Raw genomic sequence first — 7,784 nt, 5'->3', positions numbered from 1 at the left:
CGGCCCGGTCCTCGGTGATGTTGATGCGCTCACCGCGGAACATGGCGTCCCGCAGCCCGAACACATCGGTCGCCGCGGCCAGTTCACGCAGCAGCCGCAACGTCTCGTCCGTGACGAGGTGCTTGGAGTAGTCGATGTGCAGGTCGCCCACGCGGAGCGTCCAGCCGGTGCCGCGCCCCGGGTCCGCGGCGAACAGCTCGCGCAGGCGCACCTGGCCGAGCTGCTCGCGGTGCTTGGCCAGCGCGGCCCATTCGGGCGTCTGGTGGAGCCTGGTGCGGCCGTCTGCGTTCATGTCGGACGTCAGCCTTCTTCCTTGGGTGTCCCAGCTCTCAGGCCGTTCCAACCTAGATGATCAGGAGTGAGGGCGTCCGACGGAGGCGGAACTAGATCTCGCCGCGCAGCTTGGCGAGGGCTTCGGCGAGAATCGCCTCGCCGTCGGCGTCGCTGCGGCGCTCGCGCACGTAGGCGAGGTGGGTCTTGTAGGGCTCGGTGCGCGGCGGGTCCGGCGGGTTCTCGCGGTCCTGTCCGGCCGGGAAGCCGCAGCGCGGGCAGTCCCAGGTCTCCGGGACCTGGGCGTCGCTCGCGAAGCTCGGCTGTGTCTCGTGTCCGTTGGAGCACCAGAAGGAGATGCGCAGACGCGGCGCGGACTCGCCGCGCTCGGCCTCGCCCATCGGCCCCGCCCCGACCCGGCTCCCCCGGATCGCGTTGCCACTTGCCACGGTCGTAACTCCCTGCGTGATGGTGCCGCGAAGCGAGTCGGCGTTTCGCTTCGCTGCGAGCGCCTCAGTCTACGTAAGGCCCAACGCGCGTCCAGTGATTGGAGTTACAAGCTCCGATGCGCAGACGCAAGCCCCATGATAGGCCGCGCGGTGAAGCGCGTACCGGACATGGGGCTTTACGTGCGCGGGGTGCTGACGGTCGGCGCGGCGGTCGACGCGACGGGTCAGCTGTTGGCCTTCATCAGCAGACCGAGCACGACGATGCACGCGATCCAGAGCAGACCGACCACCACGGTGATCCGGTCGAGGTTGCGCTCGGCGACCGAGGAGCCGCCGACGGACGACTGCATGCCGCCACCGAACATGTCGGAGAGACCGCCGCCCTTGCCCTTGTGCATCAGCACCAGCAGCATCAGCAGCAGGCTGAAGACGATCAGGGCGATCGAGAACCCCAAAACCACGGCTGGACCAACTTCCTCGGATTCGGATGAACGACGGGGGCACGGTGACGGCAGGCCACCATGCCCCCGCAAGGGTACGACGTATCGCCGCTAGCGCATACTCACTGGTCGCGGAAGCGGACGATCTTGACGAACTCGTCGGCGTCCAGCGAGGCGCCGCCGACGAGGGCGCCGTCGATGTCGGGCTTCGCCATGATCTCGGCGACGTTGCCGGACTTGACGGAGCCGCCGTACTGGATGCGGACCTTGTCGGCCAGCTCCTGGGAGTACAGCTCGGCGAGCTTGCCGCGGATCGCCGCGCAGACCTCCTGGGCGTCGTCGGCGCCGCAGACCTTGCCGGTGCCGATGGCCCACACCGGCTCGTAGGCGATCACGACGGTCTCGGCCTGCTCCGCCGGGAGGTCCTTCAGGCCGCCCTCGACCTGGGCGAGGGTGTGCTCGACGTGGTTGCCCGCCTCGCGGACCTCCAGCTCCTCGCCGACACACAGGATCGGGGTCAGACCGTGCTTGTAGGCGGCCTTGACCTTGGCGTTCACGATCTCGTCGGTCTCGGCGTGGTACTGCCGGCGCTCGGAGTGGCCGACGGCCACGTACGCGCACTTCAGCTTGGCCAGCATCGGGCCCGAGATCTCGCCGGTGTAGGCGCCGCCGTCGTGCGCCGAGATGTCCTGGGCACCGTACTTGATCTTGAGCTTGTCCCCGTCGACCAGGGTCTGCACGGAGCGCAGGTCGGTGAAGGGGGCCAGGACGGCGACCTCGACGGCGTCGTAGTCCTTGTCCGCGAGGGCGAAGGCGAGCTTCTGGACGTGGGCGATGGCCTCGAGGTGGTTGAGGTTCATCTTCCAGTTGCCCGCCATCAGCGGCGTGCGGGTGGTCATCGGGGTCAGTCCTCCAGTGCGGCGAGGCCGGGGAGCGTCTTGCCCTCGAGGTATTCGAGGGAGGCGCCGCCGCCGGTCGAGATGTGGCCGAATGCGTTCTCGTCGAAGCCGAGCGTGCGCACGGCGGCGGCGGAGTCGCCGCCGCCGACCACGGTGAAGCCCGGGGCGTCGACGAGGGCCTGGGCGACCGCTTTGGTGCCCTCGGCGTAGTCGGGGTGCTCGAAGACGCCCATGGGACCGTTCCAGAAGACGGTGGCGGCGTCGGCGAGCTTGGACGCGTACAGCTTGCGGGTCTCGGGACCGATGTCCAGACCCTCCTGGTCGGCCGGGATGGCGTCCGCGGCGACGGTGGTGGGGTTGGCCGGGGCCTTGGTCTTCAGGTCCGGGAACTCGGTGGCGACCAGGACGTCGACGGGCAGGACCAGCTCGACGCCGTTCTTCTCGGCGCGCTCGATGTACTCCTGGACCGCCGGGAGCTGGTCCTCCTGGAGCAGGGAGATGCCGACCTCGTACCCCTTGGCCTTGAGGAAGGTGTACGCCATGCCGCCGCCGATGAGGAGCCGGTCGGCCTTGCCGAGGAGCTGGTCGATGACGGCGAGCTTGTCGGAGACCTTGGCACCGCCGAGAGCGACCACGTACGGGCGCCGCACGTCGTCGGTGAGCTTCTTCAGGACGCCGACCTCGGTGGCGATCAGGTACCCGGCGTAGTGCGGGAGCCGCTTCGGCAGGTCGAAGACGGAGGCGTGCTTGCGGTGCACCGCGCCGAAGCCGTCGCCGACGTAGACGTCCGCGAGGCCGGCCAGCCTGTCGGCGAAGGCGGCGCGCTCGGCGTCGTCCTTGCTGGTCTCGCCGGCGTTGAAGCGCAGGTTCTCGATGACGGCCACCCGGCCGTCGGCGAGGCCGGAGACGGTGGCCTCGGCGGAGGTGCCGACCGTGTCCTCGGCGAAGGCGACGTCGGTGCCGAGCAGTTCACCGAGGCGGGCGGCGGCCGGGGCGAGGGAGAAGGCGGGGTCCGGGGCGCCCTTGGGGCGGCCCAGGTGCGAGGCCACGATCACGCGGGCGCCCGCGTCGGCCAGCGCCTTGACGGTGGGCACCACGGCGCGGATGCGGCCGTCGTCGGTGATGGTGGTGCCGTCCAGCGGGACGTTCAGGTCGGCGCGGACGAAGACGCGCTTGCCCGCGACGCCTTCGGAGAGCAGTTCGTCGATCGTCTTCAAGAGGGCTCCTGGGTTCTCGGATCGCTCGTGATCCTACGAGGGCTGGTCGAGGCGGACGCGGCGCAGGGCCCGGACGGCGCGACCGTGCGCCGTCCGGGCCCTGCTGCCGCATCGAGGTGCCGTGCTGAAGTCGATCAGAGCTGGTTGCCGACGAAGACCGTGAGGTCGACGAGGCGGTTCGAGTAGCCCCACTCGTTGTCGTACCAGCCGAGGATCTTCACCGACTTGCCCTCCTGGACCATGGTCAGGGAGGAGTCGAAGGTGCAGGAGGCCGGGTCGCCGGTGATGTCCGAGGAGACGATCGCGTCCTCGGTGTAGAACAGGATGCCCTTGAGGTCGCCGTCGTCGGCGGCCTTCTTGAACGCGGCGTTGACCTCGTCCTTGGTGACCTCGCGCTGCAGCTCCACGACCAGGTCGGTGGCCGAGCCGGTCGGGACCGGGACGCGCATCGCGATGCCGTCGAGCTTGCCCTTGAGCTGCGGCAGGACCAGCGCGGTGGCCTTGGCGGCGCCGGTGGTGGTCGGGATGATGTTCTCCGCGGCGGCACGGGCGCGGCGCAGGTCCTTGTGCGGGAAGTCCAGGATGCGCTGGTCGTTCGTGTACGCGTGGACCGTCGTCATCAGGCCCTTGACGATGCCGAAGTTCTCGTCGAGGACCTTGGCCATCGGCGCCACACAGTTGGTGGTGCAGGAGGCGTTGGAGATGACGTGGTGGTTCGCCGGGTCGTACTTGTCCTGGTTGACGCCCATCACGATGGTGATGTCCTCGTCCTTGGCCGGGGCCGAGATGAGGACCTTCTTCGCGCCGCCCGCGATGTGCTTCTCGGCGTCGGCCTTCTTGGTGAAGATGCCGGTCGACTCGATCACGACGTCGACACCCAGCTCGCCCCAGGGGATGTCGGCCGGGTTGCGCTCGGAGAGGACCTTGATGGTCTTGCCGCCGACGGTGATGGTGTCCTCGGTGTGCGTGACCTCCTGCTTGAGGCGGCCGAGGATGGTGTCGTACTTCAGCAGGTGGGCGGTGGTCGCGGTGTCACCCAGGTCGTTGACAGCCACGATCTCGATGTCCGCACCCTGCTCCAGCAGCGCGCGGAAGTAGTTACGACCGATGCGGCCAAAGCCGTTGATGCCTACGCGGATCGTCACGAACCGATCTCCTCGTTGGTACGCCGGCCCGATGTGCCGGCGAGCTGTATTTGGGATGTCCCCGACCACCTCCGACCCTACCTCTCCACGGCGGCGGGGGTGACATCGAGACGGCCCATACCCGGCAGGGCGGTCCGTACCCGTCAGTAGAGGTACGGACCGCCCCGGGCGACGGGGACCGATCACCCGATTTCGCTACACCGGTCCAGTCCCCCGCACGCCGGAATTCACTCGTTCAGGGCACGCAGCGCCTGCCGGACCAGTGCCGCGCGGGCGGCAGGTTCGGCGAGGTGCTCCAGGCCGAAGCCGAGGAGCACGGTGTCGTCCGTGGTGACGGCGGCATGGGTCCGGAACAGGGTTCCGGTGCGGGTCCAGTCCTTGAGGACGGCGGGGCTGCCCTCCGGCGGACCGGCGGCCCGCCAGGCGCCCAACGAGGTCTCGAAGCCCTCGGTCTGCGTCGCCGTGCCGCCGACGACCAGGGAGGCGTCGTCGGCGAGGACGCCGCGTCCGCCGCTGCCGGGGTCGGTGACGTAGGCGATCGAGACGTCCACGGACTTCCCGGCGTAGGCACTCAGGGCGAACTCGGCCTGCTTCCAGCCGCCGGAGGAGCCGGTGAGGCTGTTCCACCGCCCGGTGGTGCCGGTCGCGGTGCAGCCCTCGTCGGAGAGGGTCAGGTAGTGCGCCAGCCAGGGGTGCCCGGCCAGGTAGAACCCGGCCGCGCACTCGGCGGGCACGGCCGTGCCGGTGGCGCCGTTCGCCTCGGGCAGCGTGGTCCAGTCGTCGGCACCGGTGGTGTGCGCCTCGACCAGGGCGTGGTCGTAGCCGCGCTCGGTGTCCCACAGCAACTGGGTGCGGAGCACGGGCCGGTCGGCTGCGGTGACACCGGTGAGGTCGACGGTGCGGGTGAGGCGCTTGTAGGCGTCGTCGGTGTGGACGGCGGCGGCCATCCACTCCCCCGCGTAGGGCCCGTACGGGTTGACCGTCCCGGCGAACTCCCCGGCGCCCTCGCTCGCGAACTGGGGGTAGGTGCCGGGGTCCAGCTCGTCGGAGGTCACGCTGTACGTCCCGGCGGCGTCCAGCGGGTTGCCGGGGGCGTCGCCGAGGGTGCCGCCGGCCCGGTCGAGCTTGCCGGAGCCGGTGAACCCGGTGGCGCCGGAGGTGGCGGTACGGGTGTAGGCGCCCAGGTAGTACTGGCTGAAGTCGTCGGAGAGGGTGCCGCCGCCGAGGTCGACGTCGCCGCCGGCCTGCTCGCCCGCCTCGATGAGCTTGCCGCCCTCGTTGAGGAAGGCGCGCAGGTGGAGCTGGGTGGCGTTGCCGGGCACCGCGGCGCCGGTGTAGTGGACGACGGTGCCGAAGTGGCCGAGGACGCCGAGCGCGTCGGGGGCGCCCCGGGTGGCGACGTCCCACACGGCGGCGCGGTGGCCGTTGGCCTCGAGCGCGTCGACGTACGTCTGCGTCTGCGTGGCCCTCGCGCCCTCCTCGGCGACGACGAGGACGTCGGCGGGGGGCCGCTCGGCGACGGTGTACGTGAAGTGCTCGCTCTCGGTCCGCTTTCCGTGCCGGTCGTGGCCGCCGCGCGGCGTCTCGCCGGTGAACCAGACCTCGACGCGGTCGCCGGGGGCGGCGCGCCCGACCTCGGCCCGGTACTCGTCGAAGTAGAGGTTGTCCTCGCCGCCGTAGCGCTCACCGCCCCGCCACGGCCGCAGTGCCGTTCCGTGCGTGCGTCCGCCGTTGACGCGGTACTTCAGTTCCTTGTCGCGCACCGACTTGCGGACGACGACGGAGACCTCCTGGCTGGCGCCGCGCGCGTAGGAGGTGGTGAAGGGGGCCGGGGTGAAGTCGGCGGCGTCCGGGCCGACCGGGGAGGCGGGCCGGTCGGGGTGGGCGGCGGTCTCGGCGACGGAGAGCGCGAAGGGGACGTTCTTGGCGAACTCCTGCTGGATCAGCTTCTCGTCGTCGGGGAAGGTGAAGCCCGACCGGCAGTCGCGCGCGTTCCACCGGTCGTCGGGGTCGGCGTCGGAGGCGGTCTGGCAGGTGGACATCTCCGGAGTGAACATCGCCATGCCGTTGACGTTGGCCGCGTGTCCGTCGGCCTCGCCGTTGGTGGTGTACAGCTCCGAGGAGACCTGCGGGTGGTAGCCGGGGATCGCGGAGTTGCCGGGGGTGCCGGCGAGCGCCTTGTAGAGGACGTCGTCCGGGGTGCCGGTGGCCACCTGCCAGCCGACGCCGTAGAGGAGGAGTTCGGCGGCGGAGTGGTAGTTGATGCCGTACGTGAAGCCGATCCGCTTCTGGAAGGCGTCCAGCGCCTTGGTCTCGGGCTCGGAGCCGGGGCTCGCGCCGCGGTAGGTCTCGCTGGTGGGGTTGGGGGACGAGCCCTCGTCGTCGTAGCCCCACTTGTAGGCGAAGTTGCGGTTGAGGTCGACGCCGTCGCCGGTGCCGATGGTGCCGTCGCCGTTGACGTCGCGGAGGTTCTTGCGCCACAGGCGGGTGCCGGCGCTCTCGAAGGTGTAGTCGTAGCCGTCGGGGTTGGCCGACAGGACGAACCACAGCTCGGTGGAGTCGACGATCTTCCTGATCCGCCGGTCCTTCTTGTAGTTGTCCAGGTAGTGGTGCATCAGCCGCCGGGTCATCTCCGGGGTGATCCACTCGCGCGCGTGCTGGTTGGACATGTAGAGGACGGAGGGCTTGGAGCCGTCCTTCGACTTCTTCGCGTGCCTGGTGAGCTTGAGCGCGAGGATGTCCTGGCCCTGCACGGTCTTCCCGATGGAGACGGCCTTGGTGAGACCGGGGTTCTCCCGGGCCGTGCGCAGGATCTCCTCGCGCAGGCCGCCGCTGCCGCTGTACGGGCGGAAGACGCCGTCGGCGGCGCTCTCGACCCGCTTCTCGGACTGGGCGGACAGGGTGTGCTCGGTGAGGTCGACGCCCTGCTTCTCCAGCGCGCCGGCCTGCTTCTCGGTGAGGTGGAGCTCGACGGCGGCCGTGCCGCGGCCGGGCACCCGCTCGCCGAGTTCGTGACCGTCCTGGCCGGCGGCCAGCAGCAGGGGCACCTGCTCCCTGGTGACGTCGGCACGGAAGACCTTCACTTCGTCCGCGTCCGGGGTCGCCGGGTCCGCGGGGTGTGCCCGGGCGTTGGGTGCGAAGCCCGCTCCGCCGATCAGGAGCGCGCCGACGGCGAGGATCGATCTCGCTCTTCGTCTCATGAAACCCCCTGGGTGGGGCCTGTCCGACAGGCCTGGGTCCGCCACGGCGGCGAACAGGTGCCAGGCTCATGACAGCCCATGATCGAGTCAAGGGCCCGGGAAGGACACGCCGAAGCCGGTACCGGTCACCCAAGTGGGCGCCGATACCGGCTCGTTGACGGTTG

Annotated in this window: 6 protein-coding genes and 1 pseudogene; all 7 read right to left on the bottom strand. The window is 70.2% G+C overall.

From position 1 onward, the window contains the following. Nucleotides 1-292, bottom strand: a pseudogene (locus IG88_RS0106940) (glucose-6-phosphate isomerase); the annotation flags it as partial. Nucleotides 293-383: 91 nt separating this feature from the next. Continuing rightward, the gene (locus IG88_RS0106935) at nucleotides 384-719 is read right to left on the bottom strand and encodes an RNA polymerase-binding protein RbpA (RefSeq protein ID WP_078856302.1); all 336 of its coding nucleotides are present in this window, start codon (nucleotides 717-719) and stop codon (nucleotides 384-386) included. A gap of 224 nt (nucleotides 720-943) precedes the next feature. Continuing rightward, entirely contained in the window at nucleotides 944-1,180 is a 237-nt protein-coding gene (gene secG, locus IG88_RS0106930) for a preprotein translocase subunit SecG (RefSeq protein WP_078861418.1), read from the bottom strand. Between the two features lie 101 nt (nucleotides 1,181-1,281). Next, nucleotides 1,282-2,058 (bottom strand): triose-phosphate isomerase, encoded by a 777-nt coding sequence (gene tpiA, locus IG88_RS0106925; protein ID WP_031036105.1) that lies wholly within the window; start codon nucleotides 2,056-2,058, stop codon nucleotides 1,282-1,284. A gap of 5 nt (nucleotides 2,059-2,063) precedes the next feature. Continuing rightward, nucleotides 2,064-3,275 carry a phosphoglycerate kinase gene (locus IG88_RS0106920; protein WP_031036102.1) on the bottom strand — a complete coding sequence of 404 codons (1,212 nt, stop codon included), beginning with the start codon at nucleotides 3,273-3,275 and terminating at the stop codon, nucleotides 2,064-2,066. Nucleotides 3,276-3,409: 134 nt separating this feature from the next. Then, the gene (gene gap, locus IG88_RS0106915; protein WP_030404552.1) at nucleotides 3,410-4,420 is read right to left on the bottom strand and encodes a type I glyceraldehyde-3-phosphate dehydrogenase; all 1,011 of its coding nucleotides are present in this window, start codon (nucleotides 4,418-4,420) and stop codon (nucleotides 3,410-3,412) included. A 227-nt stretch (nucleotides 4,421-4,647) separates the two neighbouring features. Next, nucleotides 4,648-7,620 (bottom strand): M14 family metallopeptidase, encoded by a 2,973-nt coding sequence (locus tag IG88_RS0106910; protein ID WP_031036099.1) that lies wholly within the window; start codon nucleotides 7,618-7,620, stop codon nucleotides 4,648-4,650. Nucleotides 7,621-7,784: the final 164 nt, after the last annotated feature.

Source organism: Streptomyces sp. NRRL F-5650 (assembly GCF_000721365.1).
Lineage (GTDB): Bacteria > Actinomycetota > Actinomycetes > Streptomycetales > Streptomycetaceae > Streptomyces > Streptomyces ardesiacus.
This window is presented reverse-complemented; position numbering and strand designations above follow the sequence as displayed.

Excerpts from the sequence above, each read along its gene's own strand:
- tpiA (WP_031036105.1), bottom strand. The coding sequence starts at position 2,058 with ATGACCACCCGCACGCCGCTGATGGCGGGCAACTGGAAGATGAACCTC.
- IG88_RS0106910 (WP_031036099.1), bottom strand. The coding sequence starts at position 7,620 with ATGAGACGAAGAGCGAGATCGATCCTCGCCGTCGGCGCGCTCCTGATC.